An 18061-nucleotide genomic window follows, 5' to 3' on the forward strand; every position below is an offset into this window, starting at 1 on the left:
ACGGGAGCAACTGATGGCGGGTTCGGTAAACAAGGTAATTCTGGTGGGCAATCTGGGCCGCGACCCCGAGGTGCGCAGCTTTCAGAACGGCGGCAAAGTCTGCAACCTGCGCATTGCCACGTCCGAGAACTGGAAAGACCGCAACACCGGTGAACGCCGTGAGCGCACCGAATGGCACAGCGTCGCGATCTTTTCCGAACCTCTGGCCCGCATTGCCGAGCAATACCTGCGCAAGGGCTCCAAGGTCTATATCGAAGGCCAACTGGAAACGCGTAAATGGCAGGACCAGTCGGGTCAGGACCGCTATTCGACCGAGGTCGTTCTGCGCCCCTACCGTGGGGAACTGACCCTGCTGGATGGCCGTGGCGAAGGTGGCGGCCAAGGCGGCGGTGGCGGCTACGGCGGTGGCCAAGGTGGCGGCGGCGGTTACGGCGGCGGCTATGACCAAGGCGGCGGCTATGGCGGCGGCAACCAAGGTGGCGGTGGCTACGGCGGCGGCCAAGGCGGCGGTGCACCTGCAAACGATCTGGACGACGAAATCCCGTTCTGAACCCGCGCCAAATCAGCTAAAACAACAAAGGCCCGGACATGTCCGGGCCTTTTCAATTAGGTCAGCGCCACCTTTGATTTAGGCGGCGACCTTGGCGGCCAGCGCGTCTTGCAACACCGCCCGCACCAGCGTGGCATCGACATCCGCCGTCACAAACGCCTGCCCGATCCCGCGCGCCAGAATGAACCGCAGCTTGCCGTCCAGAACCTTTTTGTCCTGCGCCATCAGATCCAACAGACCATCGGCATCGGGCAAATCGCCCGCGATATCGGCGATGTCTTTCTTCATCCCCATCGCGTCCAGATGCGCGCGAATGCGGCTTGGCTCTTCCTGACTGCACAGCCCCATCCGCTGCGACAACTCAAACGCCAGCGCACAGCCAATCGCGACGCCCTCGCCATGCAGCAACCGGTCGCTATATCCCGTCGCGCTCTCCAACGCATGACCAAACGTATGCCCAAGGTTCAACAGCGCGCGGTCGCCCTGCTCGGTCTCGTCGCGCACCACGATATCGGCCTTCATCTGACAGGACCGTTCCACCGCACGGATGCGCGCCGCGACATCGCCACGGGCCAGCGCGGGTCCCTCGGTCTCTAGCCAGTCGAAAAACGCCGCATCGCCCAGCAATCCGTACTTCACCACCTCGCCATAACCGGCCAGAAAATCGCGCCCCGTCAGCGTGTTCAACACGTCAATATCGGCCAGAACCAGACTGGGCTGATGAAACGCGCCGATCAGGTTCTTGCCTTGGGTCGAATTGATGCCGGTCTTGCCGCCCACGGAACTGTCGACCTGCGCCAACAGGGACGTCGGGATTTGCACAAACCGCACCCCACGGCGCAGAACCGCCGCCGCGAATCCGGCCAGATCGCCGATCACACCGCCGCCAAGGGCAACGACCACATCACGGCGTTCGACCTTTTGTTCGATCAGCCATTCCACCGCGCGGCTGAACTGCTCCCACCCCTTGGTGCTTTCGCCCGCAGGCAGGGCAAGGGCGACCATCTCGATCCCCTCGGCGGCCAGACCCGCGCGCAGGCTGTCCAGATGCAGGGCGGCAACGTTCTCATCCGTCAGAACCGCCACACGCGGACGACGCAACAACGGCGCGATATGCGCCCCCGCCTGCCCCAGCAAACCCTGACCGATCAGGATGTCATAGGCCCGACCGGGCAAAGGGACGTGAACGGTTTTCATTGGCGGACCTCTTTGACGTGTTCCGAAACGGGGCGCAGGACATCGGGGCGTGTCTTCAACGCCTCAATCACCTGCGCGGTCATATCATCGACACTGAATTCGGCTTGCGCACGGACATGCAGATCGGCCTGCTCATAATAGGGCACCCGCGCCTCATAGAGCGCCTTGAGCGTGCCATAGGGATCAGGCGTGCGCAGCAAGGGCCGCGTGTCTTTATGTTTGACCCGCGACCACAGTAAATCCAGATCGGCGCAGAGCCAGACCGACACGCCTTTTTCGGAAATCATCTGACGGTTCTCGGGCGACAGGAACGCGCCCCCACCGGTCGACAGGACACAGCGCTCGGTCTCGAGCAGGCGCTCAATCACCTGACTTTCCTTACGGCGAAAGAACGGTTCGCCGTCGCGCTCAAATATCTCGGCAATTGACATGTTGGCGGCTTTGACGATTTCCTCGTCGCTGTCCAGAAACGGCACATCCAACGCGCGGGCCAGAGCGGTCCCAATCGCCGTCTTGCCAGCCCCCATCATGCCGACCATTACAACCGTTTTTCCAAGCTGCCAGCCCACGATGGGCAACCTCCCGCCATATTCACAAATTCTTTCCCTCAATGACGTGAACTTGGCCGGAATTCCATATATAATCAGAGAAAATCGCAAACTATGCGCAACAAATCATAAGGGCAGCATTCATGGGGCGTCTGATCAAAGCACTGTTTTTCCTTGTTTTGCTGGGGTTTATCGGCCTCGTGGGCTTTGCCTATGTCGGCGATCTGACCCCTGAGCGGGAAATGCGAAATGAACCGGTCCAGCTTGATGTCAATTAAGGGCGGGCTGATCGCCCTGTTGCTGGCGGGCACGGCGCCCGTCGCAGTCGCCCAAGAGGGCACGGCGAACGCCCCCCTGTCGGCGATTGACTGGCTGTCCGATAGTGTCGCCAAACGCCCTGACCCGACACCGGTTGATCCGCCTATCACGGGCGTGACCGACACGCCGATCACGGTGACGCCGCTGGACGGGCCGGATGTGAATGCTGTGGGCCTGTTGTCCGTGGCCGTGACCGGCCTACCCAAAAACCTGTGGGGGACCAGTGACGCGGAGAACATCGCGCGTTTGATCCGCCGTGAACGGGTGGACACCCTGCCCGCCCTTCAGGCGCTATTGTACACGATCCTCTTGGCCGAGGTCTCGCCGCCCACATCGCCCGATCCGGACAAGGCCGTGTTCCTTGCCCGTCTGGACAAGCTGTTGGAACTGGGCGCGCTGGATCAGGCGCAGGCCTTGCTGGAACGCGCGGGTCCGACCGATCCCGCCCTGTTTCGCCGGTGGTTCGATGTGTCCCTGCTGACAGGGCATGAGGATCACGCCTGTGCCGCGATGCTGGCCACGCCCGAAATCGCCCCGACCTTTCCCGCGCGTATCTTTTGCCTTGCGCGGGACGGGGATTGGAATGCGGCGGCCCTGACATTTGAGACCGGCACGGCGCTTGGGTTTATCAGTGACACGATGGAACCGCTGTTGCTGCGCTTTCTTGATCCCGAATTCGCCGATCCCGAAGACCCCTTGCCGTTTCCCGTGCGCCCCTCGCCCCTTGTGTTCCGGATGCTAGAGGCGATCGGCCAGCCGATGTCGACCACCGGCCTGCCCCGCGCCTTTGCCGTTGCGGATTTGCGCAGCAACAGCGGTTGGAAGGCCCAGATCGAGGCCGCCGAGCGGCTGGCGCGGGCCTCGGCGATTTCGCCCAATCGGTTGCTGGGCGTGATGACGGCCGGGCGCCCTGCGGCGTCGGGGGGCGTCTGGGACCGTGTGGCCGCCATTCAGGCGTTCGATGTGGCCCTCTTGTCGCGCGATGCCGAGATGATCGCCAAGGCCCTGCCCCCCGCATGGGCCGCCGCCCGCAAGGCGGAGATCGAACGCCCCTTTGCCGAGCTCTACGCCGCGCGCCTGTGGGATGCGCCCCTGACCGAGGACATCAAATCGCTGGCCTTTCAGATCGGGATGCTGTCGCCCGATTACGAAACCATCGCCGCCGGTCACACACCCGCCGGTCCGCGCGAACGCACCCTGATCGCGATTGCGCGTGGGTTCATTCCCGAGGACCTGAACGCCACCGGCATCACCGATGCAGTTCTGGCGGCCTTTCGCGGCCCCGAGATCAACGAGGCCATGCGCCAACGTCTGAACAACGGTCAGGTGGGTGAGGCGATCCTGTTGGCCATCGACATGGTGACCGACGGGGCGCGCGGCGATCTGGCCGATATCACCCAAGGTCTGGCCGTGCTGCGCCAATTGGGGCTTGAGGACACGGCGCGGCGCGCCGCGCTTGAATTGTTGATACTGGAGCGGCGCGGATGACACCCGAGGCCGCGCGCTGGATTACCACCTTTCTTGAGGCGCATCGCGCCGAACTGGACGCGTCGCAAAACACCATCGAATCCTATGCGCGGGACCTGCGTGATTTCGCCGATTGGTGCGAGGGTCACAACCATGCCCTCGACACGGTTGAGCGGGACGAGATCGAGGCCTATTTGATCCATTGCGACGCTCTGGGTCTGGCCAAGGCGACCCGTGCGCGCCGTCTCTCCGCGATCCGGCAGATGTTCCGCTTTGCCTACGAAGAGGACTGGCGCGCGACCAACCCCGCGCTGCAAATCAAGGGCCCTGGCCAATCGCGCCGCCTGCCCAAAACCCTGAGCCATGACGAGGTCGACCGCCTGTTGGCCGCCGCCGAACATGGCACGGGGGCGGTGCGCAACACCTGCTTGATGCAGATGCTCTATGCCACGGGGATGCGGGTGACCGAACTGGTGTCCCTGCCCGTCTCGGCGGCGCGCGGCAATCCCAGCATGATCATGGTCACCGGCAAGGGCGGCAAGGAACGTCTGGTCCCCCTGTCGCCGCCCGCCCGCGACGCGCTGAACGCGTGGCTGACCGAACGAGACGCGGCACAGGAACTGGCGCGCGAAAAGACCGGCAAGGTCAGCGCGTTTTTGTTCCCCTCGACCGGCAAATCGGGACATTTGACCCGCGTCCGGTTTCACGGGTTGATCAAGGATCTGGCCGTCGCCGCAGGCATCGACCCGACCAAGGTCACGCCGCACACCATGCGCCACGCCTTTGCCACGCATTTGTTGGCGGGGGGCGCGGATTTGCGGGTGATCCAGACCTTGCTGGGCCATTCGGACGTGTCGACCACGGAAATCTATACCCATGTGTTGGACGATCGCCTGAAACAGCTGGTTCTGGACAATCATCCCTTGGCGCGCGGCGGCCAAGACACTTGAACGGGCGCGCCCGCCCCCCCATAACGACACCAACGGCAACCTAGGGCATCCCAATGGACGGCACAGCGATTTACGACACCGCGTTTTATTCCACGGCGGCAGGGATTTTCCTGTTGCTGATCCTGTCGGCGTTTTTCTCGGGCTCGGAAACGGCATTGACCGCCGCGTCACGGGGCAAGCTGCGCGCGCAGGCGGACAAGGGATCGCGCGGCGCCGAACGGGCGCTGGAGATCACCGAGGATAACGAGCGTCTGATCGGCTCGGTCCTGCTGGGCAATAACCTTGTGAACATTCTGGCGACGTCTCTGGCGACGGCCTTGTTCACGCGGGCGTTTGGGGATGGCGGCGTGGCGCTTGCGACGCTGGTGATGACGCTGTTGGTGCTGATCTTTGCCGAGGTTCTGCCCAAGACCTATGCGATCACCAATGCCGAAACCGCCGCCGCGCGGGTGTCGCCGGTGATCCGTGTGGTGATCTTGGTGTTTTCGCCCATCGTGGCCGCCGTGCGCACGCTGGTGCGGGCGGTTCTGGCCCTGTTCGGGGTGAAAACCGATCCCGACGATCATATCCTTGCCGTGCGCGAGGAAATCGCCGGTGCCCTGCAACTGGGCCATTCCGAAGGCGTGGTGGAAAAAGAGGACCGCGACCGGATTCTTGGCGCGCTGGATCTGGCCGAGCGCACGGTCGAGGAAATCATGCTGCACCGTTCGAACATCGAGATGCTGGATGCGGCGAATGACACCGAAACCCTGTTGTCTCAATGCCTTGAGAGCCCGCACACGCGTCTGCCCGTATTCAAGGACGAACCGGAAAACGTCGTCGGTGTGATCCACGCCAAGGACCTGTTGCGCGCCATCAACCGGCAGGTGCGTGATGCCGCAGGTGCGCCCGATGCCTTGGCCAAGTTCGACATCATGGACGTCGCCAAAGAGCCCTATTTCGTGCCCGAAACCACGTCGCTTGACGATCAGATGCGCGAGTTTCTGCGCCGTCACACGCATTTTGCGCTGGTCGTGGATGAATACGGCGCGCTGCAGGGGTTGATCACGCTGGAGGATATCCTTGAGGAAATCGTCGGCGAGATCACCGATGAATTCGACATCGAAGAGGACGTCGGTCTGACCCAGACGGATGACGGGCATTACCTTGTCGACGGGGGCATGACGATCCGCGATTTGAACCGCGCGACCGACTGGGCCCTGCCCGATGATGAGGCCAACACGATCGCCGGTCTGGTCATCCACGAGGCCCAGTTGATCCCGTCGCCGGGTCAGGTGTTTTCCTTCCACGGCTTTCGGTTTGAGGTCTGCGCGCGCGAGGCCAACCGGATTACCCAGTTGAAAATTCGCCCCCTTTAATCGGGGGCGAACGGTGTTCACGCCTAGCGGCCTTTGAACAGCCCGCCCAGAATGCCGCGTACCAGACGTCGGCCCGTTGTGCCCTTAAGCTCTTTGACCAGCGCCTGACCAAGCGCCGATCCGACGCTATCGCGCGAGGAACTGACGCGGGAACTGGACCGGCTGACGCGCCCGCCGGTGTAACGGCGCGCGGCGCGGTATTCGCGTTCGGCCATCTCGGCCTGTTCTTCGGCCTCCTCCGCCGCCTCGGCCTCGGCCGCCGCCGTCGCCGCGCGGTCGCGCAGGATTTCATAGGCGGAATGGCGGTCCTGAACGGTGTCGTATTTGCCCGCGAACGGGGACGCGGCAATCACCGCCGCCCGCGCCGCATCATCCAGCGGCCCCAATTGCGAGGCCGGCGGGCGGATCAGCGTCCGTTCAACCACGCCCGGAATGCCCTTGCGTTCCAACATAGAGGTCACCGCCTCGCCCACGCCGACCTCACGAATGGCGACTTCGGTCTCGAACCGCGGGTTGGGACGATAGGTGTCGGCGGCCATGCGCAACTCTTTTTGATCGCGCGCCGTGAACGCGCGCAGGGCATGTTGAACACGGTTTCCAAGCTGACCCAGAATGTCCTCGGGGACGTCGGCGGGGTTCTGGGTGCAGAAATAGACGCCCACGCCCTTGGACCGGATCAGGCGCGCGACCTGCTCCACCTTATCGACAAGGGCCTTGGGCGCGTCATCAAACAGCAAATGCGCCTCGTCGAAAAAGAACACCAGCTTGGGCTTATCCGGATCGCCGACCTCGGGCAGGGTCTCGAACAACTCGGACAGCAACCACAACAGGAAGGTCGCATAAAGACGCGGCGACGCCATCAGCTTATCCGCCGCCAGAATGTTGATCCGCCCGCGCCCGTCCGCGTCGCATTGCATGATATCGCCAAGGCTAAGCGCGGGTTCGCCGAACAAGCGCGTGCCGCCCTGATTTTCAAGGACCAGCAACCGGCGTTGGATCGCGCCGATTGAGGCCGTCGAAACATTGCCATAGCGCAGGGACAGATCGGCGCGGTTTTCCCCCACCCAGACCAACAGCGCCTGCAAATCCTTTAGATCCAGCAGCGCCATCCCCTGTTCATCGGCGACGCGAAAGGCGATGTTCAGAATGCCCTCTTGGGCCTCGCTCAGCTCCATCAAACGGGCCAGCAACAGCGGACCCATCTCGGCCACGGTGGTGCGGATCGGGTGCCCCTGATCGCCGAACAGGTCCCAGAAGGTCACGGGAAACGCGGTGTATTGCAGGTCCAACCCGATGGTCCCCGCGCGTTTGGTAAACGCGCCGTGCAGCTCTGCCTCGGTTGAGCCCGAGGCCGCCATCCCCGACAGATCGCCCTTGATGTCGGACACGAACACCGGCACGCCCGCCGCCGAAAAACCCTCGGCCAGAATTTGCAGCGTCACGGTTTTCCCCGTACCGGTCGCCCCCGCAATCAACCCGTGGCGGTTGGCGTAGTCCAGACGCAGGTATTGCCCCACGCCATAGTCATCCCCGCCGCCGCCGATAAAAATCCCGTTTTCCACCACAACCTGCCCTGTTTAACCAGATGTTCGCCGTCACAATACATTGTTAACCCCCCTGTGCCATAGTTGATCCCTATCGGATGGCATGCATTTTGCCGTCAGATAGTGACTTCCTCCCTGTCGAACTGGCCGCCTTCGGGCGGCCTTTTTTTGACCCCATACCGACCCGAAAAAGCATTTTTCAAAAGCGTGATTTTTCCGTGTTGACGCCTCACAAATTTCGCCGTAGCGTTCGGGTCAATATAAGTCGGCCAGTCCGACGGGGAGATAAAAAAACGGAAAAAGGGCCGCCACTCGCTGCCCTTTTTTCGTTTTAAAACATAGGCTCGCACATTTCCGCCAACGGGATGTCTGCGCGCGGTTTTTCCCCTGACATCATCCGGTGCGCGTGTTAGACCCGCCTAAAGACGCAAAGACAATCCAAAGGACAGACATGCGTGAACTGCTGAAATCTACCGCCCTGATTGCCGCCTTGGCGATCGCCACGCCCGTCGTCGCCCAAGAGGCCGACACCGGTGCCGAGGCGCCTGCGGGCGACCCGACCCTGTCGCTGGGCGAAGAGGTGGTCGAGAACAAGGTCGGCCAACCCTATATCAAGGTCAAAGAAGGCGATTGGGAACTGCGCTGTGTGCATGCGCCCGAAGGACAACAAGACCCCTGCCAGCTGTATCAGCTGTTGAAGGACACACAGGGCAATCCGGTGGCCGAAATCACCGTGTTCAACCTTGAGGGCAACCCGCAGGTTGCGGCCGGTGCCACCATCATCACCCCCCTGGAAACCTTGCTGACGCGTAAACTGCGCCTGTCGGTGGATGGCAGCGCGGCCAAGCAATACGACTTTACGTGGTGCAGCGACGTAGGTTGTCACGCCCGTATCGGCCTGACCCAAGGGGACGTCGACGCGTTCAAGGCCGGTTCGGCTGCGTCTGTCACGATCAACCCGCTGGTCGCGCCGGAAACCGATGTGGCGATCCCCGTGTCGCTGTCGGGCTTTACCGCCGCGTTCAAGGCACTGACCGAGAACTAATCGCCCCCCCATAGACACAAAAACGCCCGCCAGAGGATCTCTGTGCGGGCGTTTTTCATGACTGGATGTGGTGGATCAGACCTTGCGCAGGGCCAGAACCGCGTTCAACCCACCAAAGGCAAAAGCGTTCGATAGAACCACGTTCACCTCGGCCTCGCGCGCCTCGTTCGGAACGACGTCCAGCGAACATTCCGGATCGAATTCCTCATACCCAATCGTGGGCGCGATCACGCCATCGCGCAGTGCCATGATACAGGCCAAGAGTTCCACCGCGCCCGTTGCCCCGATCAGGTGGCCGTGCATGGATTTGGTGGACGACATCATCAACTTGTCCGCATGGGCGCCAAACGCATCGGCCACCGCCGCGCATTCGGTTTTGTCATTCGCCGCCGTGCCGGTGCCGTGGGCGTTGATATAGCCGACCTCGGACGGGTTGATCCCCCCATCGCGCAGCGCGCCGGAAATCGCGCGGGCCGCGCCCTGTTTGCTGGGCATCACGATGTCCGAGGCATCCGAGGTCATGGCGAACCCGACCACCTCGGCCAGAATATCCGCCCCACGGGCGCGGGCGTGTTCGTATTCCTCGAACACAAAGATCGCGGCACCTTCGCCCTGAACCATCCCGTTGCGGTTGGCCGAGAACGGGCGACAGGCGTCTTTGGACATGACGCGCAGACCTTCCCACGCCTTGATCCCGCCAAAGCACAGCATGGATTCCGAACCGCCCGTGACCATCACGGGGCACATGCCGCTGCGCACCAGTTGGAACGCCTGCCCCATCGCGTGGTTCGAGGACGCACAGGCGGTCGCGACGGTAAAGCTTGGCCCCTTGAGGTTCAGTTCCATCGACAGGTGGCTGGCGGCGGCGTTGTTCATCAGCTTGGGAACGACAAACGGGTGGACGCGGTTTTTGCCGTCCTCGTAAACGGTGCGGTAGTTCTCATCCAGCGTCTGCATCCCGCCACCCGAGGTGCCAAGGACAACGCCCGACGTCGCGGCCAGATCACCGGCGAACCGGAGGCCCGATTGCGCGATCGCCTCACGCGCGGCCAAGAGGGCAAATTGGGTAAACCGGTCATAGAGGGCGATTTGCTGACGGTTGAAATGATCCTCGGCGGCATAGTCCTGCACCTGCCCGCCGATTTTGATCGCCAACCGGTCGATGTCGCGAATGTCGAGTTGCCCGATGCCACAACGCCCTTCGCGCATGGCCTCTAGGGTTGTGGCGACATCCCCGCCAAGGGCATTGATTGTGCCCTGCCCTGTGATGACGACCCGTTTCATGCGGTCTGTTCGGCCACCAGGCCCTGAACCGCGGCAATGATCGACGCGACCGACGAGATGTCAAAATCGCTGTCCTCGGGTTCGTTGGCGTTAAAGGGCACCTGAATATCGAACGCCTCTTCGATGGCAAAGATCGCTTCGACAAGGCCCATGCTGTCGACACCGAGATCCTCAAGCGTGTTGTCCATCTTGATATCGGACACATCCATCAGCGCCTGATCAGCGATGATTTGCAATACGGTGTCTTGAACGTTCTGCGTCATGGATTTTCCCCCTCGCATCCTGTTGGCGGTCATTTAGTGCTTATCGCCGGTGTTTGAAACAGATTTTTGCAGTTTCGCCACCTGCGTAAACAACCGCGGCAAACGGCGCAGGGCCTTATAGGTTTCGACATGGGTTTCCATCTTGACCGCCGGATAGCCCAGAACCGCGCGCCCCGAGGGCACATTGGACAGCATCTTGGACGCGCCACCGGCGACAACATCGCTGCCAATCGACAGGTTGTCGCCCACCCCGCATTGCCCGCCAAAGACCACGCGATCCCCGATTTTGGTGGACCCGGCGATGCCGACCTGTGCCGCAAACAGACAGTTTTCACCGATCACCACGTTATGGGCGATATGCACAAGGTTATCGATCTTGGTGCCGTTGCCGATGCGCGTGTCGCGGATCGTACCCTTGTCGATACAGGCGTTTGCGCCGATTTCGACGTCATTGCCAACCGTGACCGCGCCAAGGGAATGGATACGCACCCACGGCTCTTGGCCCAGATCATCGGCCTGACCGACGTTTTCGCGGACCTTTTCGACGTTGGATTTATCGGGTGTGACAAACGACATCCCGTCCGCGCCGACCACCGCGCCGGATTGCGCAATGAACCGGTCGCCGATGGTGACGCGCGACCCGATGCGAACGCCGGACAGGATCATCGCATTATCCCCGATGCGGGCCTGTTCGCCCACCACCACATGCGCGGCCAAGCGGGCGTTGTCGCCAATCACCGCGCCGGGTCCAACCACGACCAGCGGACCAATCGCGGGGTTCGCGCCGATACTGGCGGTCGGATCAATCACGGCACTCGGGTGAATACCGCCTGCAATCGCGGGGCCCGGATCAAAGGCCTTGGTCAGGCCCGCCATGGCCAGACGCGGACGCGTGACAAAAATCGCGGCCTTGAGGCCCATCGCCTGCCAATCCGCACCCTCCCACAGCAACGCCGCCGTGGCCGCGCCCTGTGGCAGGGCCTCGGCGTATTTCGGCGACATCGCCATGGCCAGTTCGCCCGCCTTGGCCGCCGCCGGTTCCGCCGCGCCCGAGATCGGCAGGGTCAAATCCCCCTCCGCCGCCGCGTCCAGTGCGGTTGCGATATCGCCTACGGTGATTGCCATCTTGGTGTCCTCTCGGGCTCTGGAAACGCAAAAGGGCCACGGGGTTCACCCGAGGCCCAATGCGATTATTCGGGTGTGTGGTTCGATTTAGCTTTGAACCGCACGCAGTACCACCCCAGCGTTGACCAAGGCTTTGAAAATCTGCGCGTCACGGCCATAAACGTCGCGACGGAACTGCACCTTGCCTTTGGCCTCGGTCATTGCCGTGCGGTAGATCAGGTGCACCGGCAGCGGCGTTTCCAGAGGCACAGTTGTCTCACGACGGGTGGCCAGAATGTTCTGGAAATAGGCCTCGGGGTTGGCTTCCTGCTTGGACAACAGCTCATAGGCGAAATCGAACGGGTCGTTCAGACGGACACAGCCATGGCTGAACGCGCGGCTCTCACGCGAGAACAGCGATTTCGCGGGCGTGTCGTGCAGGTAGATGTTGTACTTGTTCGGGAACATGAACTTGACCAGACCCAGCGCGTTGCTGTTCGACGGGGGCTGTTTGATGTCGAACGGGAAGTTGCGCGTGGTGAATTCCGAGAAATCCACGCTATCGCGGCTGACCACCTGACCACGGCTGTTGATCAGACGCAGATGCGAAACCGCATTCGGGTTCTTTTTCAACAGCGGCAGGTATTCCTTGGTCGCGATTGAGCGCGGCACGTTCCACGTCGGGTTGATGACCATATGCTCCATCACGTCCGAGAATTCGGGCGTCCGGCGATCACCGGTGTTCTTGCCCACGACCGAGCGGGTTTTGAACGCAACCTTGCCGTTTTCCATGATACGCGCGTGGAAGTCGGCGATGTTCACCAGAACATGACGCTTGCCACGGTCGCCCCCGACCCAGCGCTCGCGCTCCATCGCGACGATGATCGATTGCAGGCGGGCCTGAACCGGCTGGTTGATTTCGCTGAGCGTGCTGTCACCGGCCACACCATCGGCCAACAGACCGTGGTCCAGTTGGAACGCCTGAACGGCCTTCTGGATGTCGGCGTCATAGGTGGTCGTCGCGGTGCGGCGCAGATAGCCCATCGCGATCAGACGGTTGCGCAGGGCCACAACCGAATTCCCGCTGTCACCGGGTTCCAGCTTTTTGCCGGGCACGGTTTCGCCCCACCCGCCTTTGCCCAGCAGACGTTCGTATTCCATCTTTGCCGCCAACAGGCGGTTGTACTCGGCGCTGTCGGGGACCAGTTTTTTCAGATAGGCGCGCGGGCTGCTTTTGGAAAACGCTTCAAGCTGGGCCAGACGGTCGCGGCGCGGTGCGCTGCGTTTGATGTCCGACACGACCTTGTTCGGCTCAAGGATGCCCGATTGCAGGTCCTGCGCGTATTGCAGGAACATCTTGCTGGCCTCGACCTCGGCCACGCCAAGAGCGCGCTGGGTTTTGGCCTGTTTAAAGAGGCCCATGAGGACCTCATCGTCATAGCGCGTGGCGGGCAGGCCATGCACCTCGGCATCGGCCAGCGCCTTAATCAACGCAGAGCGACGCGCGCGATCCGACTTGCCCGTCCACAGGGGTTCATAGTCGCGCGCGCGGTAAAATTCGGCCAAGGCATCGTCACGCGACGCTCCTTCGGCGATGGCTTGTTTAAAGGCGGTGACCTGCTGGGCCAGACCTGGCGCTGCGGAGGCAAGAACCGTCATCCCTGCCAGAACCGCGGCCAAGGCCCGGTTTTTAAATCCAATTCCTGCTTTGGCGTACATCGCGGTCTCTCCACACATGATATCGGTCACCCTCTTAACTCTAAACTGATCGAACCCGTTCCCCAAAGTCCAATCACAAACACTCCAGACCCGCCCAAGCGGCTGGCACAGGTGTTGCACAGCCACAGACAGTATCACCACGCAACAAGATTGGAAATTGAGCAAATTTCTGCCGATTCCCCTTGAAATGAGGTTTCGATGGCAAATGAAAACTTGGTTCACGATTCGATTCGTGGCATAGAGTCCCTGCACTTGGGGTTATTAACGATACAAGCCACGGTAATGTGGCGGAGCAGCGACGGGACAGGCGCAGGTTCATGACGACATCCAACGTGGGGATTACGCGGCGCGGCCTTTTGGGCGCTTTTGCAGCAACAACAGTTGCAGCCGCCCCGACCTATTCAAACGCATTCGGCTTTCTGCGCGGCGCGGGCGACATCCGCACCATCAGCATGTATTCCGGCCGGACCGGTGAATCGATCAACACGGTTTACTGGATCGAGGGCGAGTACATCAAAGAGGCGTGGAACGAGATCAACCACTTCATGCGCGATTGGCGCACGGACGGGATCAAGAACATCGACCTGCGCACGATCGACATCATGGCCGCCTCGCGCAACCTGATGGACACGGATGAGCCCTATATGATGCTCTCCGGCTATCGCAGCCCCCAGACCAACGCGATGCTGCGCTCACGCTCGCGCGGGGTCGCCAAGAATTCCCTGCACATGCAAGGCAAAGCCGCCGACCTGCGCCTCAAAAGCCGCTCGGTCAGTCAGATGTTCAAAGCCGCCAAGGCCTGTAACAGTGGCGGCGTCGGCAAGTACAGCGGTTCCAATTTCGTCCACATGGATTGCGGCGTCATTCGCACATGGGGTAGTTAAGAGCTAGGGCAGCTAATCCACAACAGTTCACTCACAGAACGCACAAAAGACGTCGGGGTTCCCGACGTCTTTTGTTTTTGTGGAGTTTGCTTGGCCAGCATTCATTTTGAGCTCCTGCGGCGAATGGCAGGAAAGAGCCCAAAATACCGGATGCTGCGCATCGTACGAACGTCCGTTTCTGGGAACGCAGATTGTTGTTCGTGATGAACGTGTACGGCATACTAGATTAATGAAAGAGCCAGAACTATTCGAGAAAATGACCCGTGAAGAGGCAATCGACGCCTTTCGCGGTTGGCGTAGGCCTGTTTCGTACTGCGGCGATCAATTCGTTGTCTGCGGCCAGTCGATCCTTTTCTTTGCCTCACCTAGCGGAACGAAAAAGGGCGTCCGATTGTTATCGCCGGACAACTTGGAATGGTGGCCAGATGAACCCGAAGAGTATCTGGGCGAAAAAGTGCGATGGTTTCCTGAAGCTGTGCAGCCAAAGTACAACCTGCGGCGAAAAACATGGGTTCGGCGTTGTTACCTCTTTTTGCGACAAGCGGATCAATGGATTTTTTGCGGTCCGGTCCATCAGGCATATCACCAGTATGTTGGCGCTGGACGTTTTGATGACGACAGTCATGTTGGGTACCATTTGGCGGCACGATTGCCCTATGACACTTGGGTGGCGCTTGGCGGCTATCCAGCTTGGAAGGCAAAGATTGCGGGCACTGAGCAATTGCTGGAGTTGACAGACAGCGCGAGTTTGGATGAAGCGCTAGAGGCTCTTCCAATCGGAGAAACACATTTAGAACTGACCCGGTGGCAAGGTGATACGCTCTCAGTATTCCTGAACCAAGATCGTGGATTGCCGATGTACCTTTCAGACCCAGGAGACAGCGGAACCTACGTTTTGGGCGATGAAGACGAGAAGCTTGAAATGTTTTCCTGTCCGTGTTGTGGGATCGAGTTAGAGTTTACCCGAGAGTACACCGTACCACGAAATATCGCGGTGGATTTGTTCCGGGCTTTCTTCGCCAATGGAACAGCCCCAGCGGACGGAGACGAGTGGATTCCAGGGCTGCCTTGGCGAAGAGAAGCGTTGGCTGGCACGTAAACAATTGATGAAAGCAGACATTGAGCCTATCAGCGATTTTGTCCGCTTCGTCTATCTTTCGACTAGGTCAAACAAGCGTTTCCATTGGCTTCGGCCATTTCCTTCACTTAGCCATCTGTCGATTTCATCTGCGGATTGAGGGAGACGCCATCCGGAAAGCAATTCGGTGTAGTTTCCAAAGGTTCCCGCAGACACCTTGAACGCTCCGTGATCACGAATAGCTTCCACAGCCTTTCTTTGAATCGATGATAATTCTGAAGCTTTGCTTGGGACACCGTTTGAAAACACGGTTGTCAAAAGACTATCGGTCAGCGAAAGCGACTCCATTGCGTTTGCTTTCGCCAGTTGCATGCAAATTCCATCGATGGCTGTCTCGCGATGCTTCGGGCCGACGCACTCGAGACATCGACCTACCAACGTGCTCAGCGTCGACGCATGCGCGATTTGTGTCTCTCCCAGATCACCCAAAGGGTTGGTGAGGATGGAGGGAATATTCGAAGCTACATTGTGCTTTTGATGAAGACACGTTGCGCATGCACCTAGTATTGAAGTCAACTTGTCGTTCGACCGCACATGGTTCTCAGCAAACCGAGATGTTTCAGGGTCACCGAGAGCAGACATCGAAACTGTCGCCATTGCACCCTTTCGGCCTTCGGACTTGGCAAGCGACCTTAGCGTTGGGGCTGTTATGTCTGATCGCCGGGGAAACGATGCGCACAATGCTATCGCCGCATCTGAAACTGCGTCACTCTCGCTTTCAACGAATGGCAGAATGGCCTCAATGTTTCCTTCGACAGCTGCGTAGCTATCCCGCCGCCAAATCAGGTGTCTTACATCGATTTCTTCGCTGCCATAGTCCGGCTCCTCGCCGCTGTCAGTCAGTCCTTCGACTTCAGCGAACTCCTCGTCAGGATCAGGGACGTCAGGAAAAATATCGTCGGGGTATCCCAAGGCGAGATGGTGGAGATAAGTAACCAAGAATTCGTGCTGCCTGGGATCGTCAGGACCGTTGATTAAGACTTCTACAAAGAACGGGACAGTCGTCGCGGTAACTTGCCAAACCGTTCCTTGGTGAAAGACGTTGCCCCAAAGTGTCCAAGTGACATGCTCAAAGACGCTACGCCCAGCCATTTCGGCTTGCTTTGCCACCTCGTCACTCACTTCCTCTGGAAACATTAGTGTTTTTAGAAGCAAGGGCACATCTGTAGCCGGGCCGTATGCATGGTGAAGCTGAGACCATGGCACTGCGTCAATATCGTCAAATATACTCATACCATTTGATTAGGCTGCAAAACCGTCGGGCGAAAGCGGACATTTAATCGAAGAACGTGAACGACGGCTTCGTCCGCTAAGCCGACCTGCGGGCTGGATAGGTTCAGAACATTGGACACTCAGGATTTGTGCTATGATCCATAGTGGGGCGAGGGGAACGCGCGTTGAAGCATATCTCAACGACCGGTTTGAACCCAAAGTCTAAGATGCGGCACGACGCAAGAATGTCTGGATTTGACCCAAGCGGAGTATGTTGCGAACGGTGGTCTTATCCTTTCTTTACCAACTGTGAATAGAACCGACCCCGAACGCACTCGGAGGTTCCATGCAACAGGGTTTCAGCGATTTCTCCGGTATGGCGGTGACAGCCAATACAAAATAACGCAGCGACATGGTCACCTTCTTGGCTATCACTCAGGATTGTCGCTCAAATCCACTTTTCCGAACTATTCCGCATTGCGGGGCGAATTTAGTGAACGCCTCGACCAGGTGATTTCCGAAAACACTCGGATGCTCTTGAACGCGCTGACGCCGCCAGACACTGTGCCAACTGTTTCAGCATCCGATTTGCGCGATGTGTCCGACGCAAAGACAGACGCGCTTAGCACTTGGGAAGCGTGACTTGAGAGCATATTCAGCGAGTATCAAAACCACCCGCAACGGCTTAGACCGCTTCGAACGGCCATGGAAGAACGCCTTTTGCGGGCCTTCGCTGGGCTGATCAACCAACTCCGGCAAGAAGACCTCGGGATTTAGCAATATATCTGGCGCTCGCAAGACGATGCCAAGGTTCGTGACAACCACGCAGCCTATGACGACCGCGTGTTCCGATGGGACAATCCACCCGAAAGCGGGCATCCGGGCGAAGCACATAATTGTCGTTGTTTTGCTGAGCCGATTTCTCTTGCGGTGTCGACCAACATTGTTCTTGTTGATTTTGCGCCGACGGCTGACAGTTTTCCGAACGGCAACAACACGGTTCGACGCCTGGGCAATGGCTTACTTGCGCGCTCACCCGCAGGGCTGGCCGCATACGCGGCCCTTGAAGCAAGCAACCGGCTTCAAGACTTCACGCGCGCTGCGAACGAGAGACGTGTGCGCGATGCGGCAGAAATCCTGGGCGCTGATCTGGACACCGTTGAAGGCATCTTGGCCGCCCAAGCCTACGCTATGGCGAAAGAACTTGCCGAGAATGGTTTCCTGTCTGACACACCGGAACGCGGCGACCGGGCGAGAGTAATTGCGGAAGCCATCGGCCTATATGAAATGTATCAGCCAGGGCTGTTTACGTTGCCAAACGAGAATGCCGCTGGGGCAGTAGCGCTTGCACGCCAACTGGCTGCACAAGCCTTGGCGGCTTTGGAGGCAAACCAGCTTACACCTCTGGACGGTGAACTGGCAAAAGGCTGGGTCGAGGTCTTCCCCGAACTGACGGAAGATGAGCGTCGATTGGGTCAAC

Annotated in this window: 17 protein-coding genes; 9 read left to right on the forward strand and 8 right to left on the reverse strand. The window is 59.9% G+C overall.

The genetic code is table 11. The features are described 5' to 3' along the window. Nucleotides 1–13 precede the first annotated feature (13 nt). Nucleotides 14–550 carry a single-stranded DNA-binding protein gene (gene ssb / locus R1W00_RS08940; RefSeq protein ID WP_317262376.1) on the forward strand — a complete coding sequence of 179 codons (537 nt, stop codon included), beginning with the start codon at nucleotides 14–16 and terminating at the stop codon, nucleotides 548–550. A gap of 78 nt (nucleotides 551–628) precedes the next feature. Here the strand turns inward: ssb and aroB are convergent, their stop codons facing one another. Together aroB and R1W00_RS08950 are read right to left on the reverse strand one after the other, a co-directional pair. Continuing rightward, on the reverse strand, nucleotides 629–1747 hold the full coding sequence (gene aroB / locus R1W00_RS08945; protein WP_317262377.1) for a 3-dehydroquinate synthase: 1119 nt from the start codon (nucleotides 1745–1747) through the stop codon (nucleotides 629–631). Then, on the reverse strand, nucleotides 1744–2316 hold the full coding sequence (locus tag R1W00_RS08950) for a shikimate kinase (RefSeq protein WP_317262378.1): 573 nt from the start codon (nucleotides 2314–2316) through the stop codon (nucleotides 1744–1746). The genes aroB and R1W00_RS08950 overlap by 4 nt, the downstream gene beginning before the upstream one ends. A 122-nt stretch (nucleotides 2317–2438) precedes the next feature. Between R1W00_RS08950 and R1W00_RS08955 the strand changes: the two genes are divergently transcribed. From R1W00_RS08955 to R1W00_RS08970, 4 genes are read left to right on the forward strand one after another with little or no spacing between them, the layout of a single operon-like run. Further along, nucleotides 2439–2573, forward strand: a complete 135-nt coding sequence (locus R1W00_RS08955; RefSeq protein WP_317262379.1) for a hypothetical protein — start codon at nucleotides 2439–2441, stop codon at nucleotides 2571–2573. Next, the gene (locus R1W00_RS08960; RefSeq protein WP_317262380.1) at nucleotides 2545–4101 is read left to right on the forward strand and encodes a hypothetical protein; all 1557 of its coding nucleotides are present in this window, start codon (nucleotides 2545–2547) and stop codon (nucleotides 4099–4101) included. Before R1W00_RS08955 ends, R1W00_RS08960 begins: the two co-directional genes overlap by 29 nt. Next, nucleotides 4098–5030, forward strand: coding sequence for a site-specific tyrosine recombinase XerD (locus R1W00_RS08965; protein WP_317262381.1), 933 nt, complete (start codon nucleotides 4098–4100; stop codon nucleotides 5028–5030). Before R1W00_RS08960 ends, R1W00_RS08965 begins: the two co-directional genes overlap by 4 nt. Before the next feature lie 53 nt (nucleotides 5031–5083). Further along, nucleotides 5084–6388, forward strand: a complete 1305-nt coding sequence (locus R1W00_RS08970; RefSeq protein ID WP_317262382.1) for an HlyC/CorC family transporter — start codon at nucleotides 5084–5086, stop codon at nucleotides 6386–6388. Nucleotides 6389–6411: 23 nt separating this feature from the next. On the opposite strand, the gene R1W00_RS08975 is transcribed toward R1W00_RS08970, so the two are convergent. Further along, nucleotides 6412–7950 carry a helicase HerA-like domain-containing protein gene (locus R1W00_RS08975; RefSeq protein ID WP_317262383.1) on the reverse strand — a complete coding sequence of 513 codons (1539 nt, stop codon included), beginning with the start codon at nucleotides 7948–7950 and terminating at the stop codon, nucleotides 6412–6414. Nucleotides 7951–8383: 433 nt separating this feature from the next. Between R1W00_RS08975 and R1W00_RS08980 the strand changes: the two genes are divergently transcribed. After that, nucleotides 8384–8977 (forward strand): invasion associated locus B family protein, encoded by a 594-nt coding sequence (locus tag R1W00_RS08980; RefSeq protein WP_317262384.1) that lies wholly within the window; start codon nucleotides 8384–8386, stop codon nucleotides 8975–8977. Between the two features lie 75 nt (nucleotides 8978–9052). Here R1W00_RS08980 and R1W00_RS08985 read toward each other — a convergent pair whose 3' ends face one another. The 4 genes from R1W00_RS08985 to R1W00_RS09000 all read right to left on the reverse strand — a co-directional run bounded on the left by R1W00_RS08985 (nucleotide 9053) and on the right by R1W00_RS09000 (nucleotide 13347). Further along, nucleotides 9053–10261 carry a beta-ketoacyl-[acyl-carrier-protein] synthase family protein gene (locus R1W00_RS08985; RefSeq protein ID WP_317262385.1) on the reverse strand — a complete coding sequence of 403 codons (1209 nt, stop codon included), beginning with the start codon at nucleotides 10259–10261 and terminating at the stop codon, nucleotides 9053–9055. Then, a complete protein-coding gene (locus tag R1W00_RS08990; protein ID WP_317262386.1) occupies nucleotides 10258–10524 on the reverse strand; it encodes an acyl carrier protein in 267 nt (88 codons plus the stop codon). Before R1W00_RS08990 ends, R1W00_RS08985 begins: the two co-directional genes overlap by 4 nt. Before the next feature lie 33 nt (nucleotides 10525–10557). Beyond that, complete coding sequence (locus tag R1W00_RS08995; protein WP_317262387.1) at nucleotides 10558–11649, reverse strand: UDP-3-O-(3-hydroxymyristoyl)glucosamine N-acyltransferase; 1092 nt, start codon at nucleotides 11647–11649, stop codon at nucleotides 10558–10560. A gap of 87 nt (nucleotides 11650–11736) precedes the next feature. Then, nucleotides 11737–13347 (reverse strand): murein L,D-transpeptidase, encoded by a 1611-nt coding sequence (locus tag R1W00_RS09000; RefSeq protein ID WP_317262388.1) that lies wholly within the window; start codon nucleotides 13345–13347, stop codon nucleotides 11737–11739. Between the two features lie 317 nt (nucleotides 13348–13664). On the opposite strand from R1W00_RS09000, the gene R1W00_RS09005 reads away from it, so the two are divergent. Both R1W00_RS09005 and R1W00_RS09010 read left to right on the forward strand, forming a co-directional pair. After that, nucleotides 13665–14231, forward strand: a complete 567-nt coding sequence (locus R1W00_RS09005) for a YcbK family protein (RefSeq protein ID WP_317262389.1) — start codon at nucleotides 13665–13667, stop codon at nucleotides 14229–14231. 229 nt (nucleotides 14232–14460) lie between these two features. Next, the gene (locus R1W00_RS09010; RefSeq protein WP_317262390.1) at nucleotides 14461–15330 is read left to right on the forward strand and encodes a hypothetical protein; all 870 of its coding nucleotides are present in this window, start codon (nucleotides 14461–14463) and stop codon (nucleotides 15328–15330) included. Nucleotides 15331–15381: 51 nt separating this feature from the next. On the opposite strand, the gene R1W00_RS09015 is transcribed toward R1W00_RS09010, so the two are convergent. Next, nucleotides 15382–16602, reverse strand: coding sequence for a hypothetical protein (locus R1W00_RS09015; RefSeq protein WP_317262391.1), 1221 nt, complete (start codon nucleotides 16600–16602; stop codon nucleotides 15382–15384). 762 nt (nucleotides 16603–17364) lie between these two features. On the opposite strand from R1W00_RS09015, the gene R1W00_RS09020 reads away from it, so the two are divergent. Further along, nucleotides 17365–18061: phage minor head protein (locus R1W00_RS09020; protein WP_317262414.1), on the forward strand; the 697-nt coding region annotated here is incomplete at its 3' end.

Source organism: Rhodovulum sp. FJ3, assembly GCF_032918305.1.
GTDB lineage: Bacteria > Pseudomonadota > Alphaproteobacteria > Rhodobacterales > Rhodobacteraceae > SAT37.

What these genes read in the sequence shown, in the direction of transcription:
- ssb (WP_317262376.1), top strand. Translation starts at nt 14, where the DNA reads ATGGCGGGTTCGGTAAACAAGGTAATTCTGGTGGGCAATCTGGGCCGC.
- aroB (WP_317262377.1), bottom strand. Translation starts at nt 1,747, where the DNA reads ATGAAAACCGTTCACGTCCCTTTGCCCGGTCGGGCCTATGACATCCTG.
- R1W00_RS08955 (WP_317262379.1), top strand. Translation starts at nt 2,439, where the DNA reads ATGGGGCGTCTGATCAAAGCACTGTTTTTCCTTGTTTTGCTGGGGTTT.
- R1W00_RS08960 (WP_317262380.1), top strand. Translation starts at nt 2,545, where the DNA reads ATGAACCGGTCCAGCTTGATGTCAATTAAGGGCGGGCTGATCGCCCTG.
- R1W00_RS08965 (WP_317262381.1), top strand. Translation starts at nt 4,098, where the DNA reads ATGACACCCGAGGCCGCGCGCTGGATTACCACCTTTCTTGAGGCGCAT.
- R1W00_RS08970 (WP_317262382.1), top strand. Translation starts at nt 5,084, where the DNA reads ATGGACGGCACAGCGATTTACGACACCGCGTTTTATTCCACGGCGGCA.
- R1W00_RS08980 (WP_317262384.1), top strand. Translation starts at nt 8,384, where the DNA reads ATGCGTGAACTGCTGAAATCTACCGCCCTGATTGCCGCCTTGGCGATC.
- R1W00_RS08985 (WP_317262385.1), bottom strand. Translation starts at nt 10,261, where the DNA reads ATGAAACGGGTCGTCATCACAGGGCAGGGCACAATCAATGCCCTTGGC.
- R1W00_RS08990 (WP_317262386.1), bottom strand. Translation starts at nt 10,524, where the DNA reads ATGACGCAGAACGTTCAAGACACCGTATTGCAAATCATCGCTGATCAG.
- R1W00_RS08995 (WP_317262387.1), bottom strand. Translation starts at nt 11,649, where the DNA reads ATGGCAATCACCGTAGGCGATATCGCAACCGCACTGGACGCGGCGGCG.
- R1W00_RS09000 (WP_317262388.1), bottom strand. Translation starts at nt 13,347, where the DNA reads ATGTACGCCAAAGCAGGAATTGGATTTAAAAACCGGGCCTTGGCCGCG.
- R1W00_RS09005 (WP_317262389.1), top strand. Translation starts at nt 13,665, where the DNA reads ATGACGACATCCAACGTGGGGATTACGCGGCGCGGCCTTTTGGGCGCT.
- R1W00_RS09010 (WP_317262390.1), top strand. Translation starts at nt 14,461, where the DNA reads ATGAAAGAGCCAGAACTATTCGAGAAAATGACCCGTGAAGAGGCAATC.
- R1W00_RS09015 (WP_317262391.1), bottom strand. Translation starts at nt 16,602, where the DNA reads ATGAGTATATTTGACGATATTGACGCAGTGCCATGGTCTCAGCTTCAC.